1 pseudogene is annotated in these 260 nt (G+C 65.8%); it reads right to left on the bottom strand.

What is annotated here, in order from left to right:
- Positions 1-260: pseudogene (locus tag FBT96_RS21395) on the bottom strand (antitoxin of toxin-antitoxin stability system); the annotation flags it as partial.

The following is a 260-nucleotide window of genomic DNA, read 5'->3' as shown; positions in this document are numbered from 1 at the left end:
GCCTCATCCGAGGTGAGGTGCTCGTATTCGGCCTGAAGCTGGCGGTAGAGCCAGCGGGCCAGATCGCGCAGCGCCTCGGTCACGATCTCCTCGGCATCCTCGGTAGGCGGCTGGCAGGTCGGGCTGTCGCGCGTGACATCCACGGACATGGTATATTCGTGGTAGTAGCATCCGCGATGGGTCGCCTCGGCCGCGAGTTGATAGAAGTTCCGGCGCTGGATGGCCTGGAGCCGGTCGGCAATGCCGTGCAGCGTCGCGTC

Origin of the sequence: Rhodobacter capsulatus (genome assembly GCF_005144475.1) — a bacterium.
GTDB classification, from domain to species: Bacteria; Pseudomonadota; Alphaproteobacteria; order Rhodobacterales; family Rhodobacteraceae; genus Rhodobacter; species Rhodobacter capsulatus_C.
The sequence above is the reverse complement of the archived record's forward strand: the minus strand, read 5'-3'. Positions and strand labels throughout refer to the sequence as shown.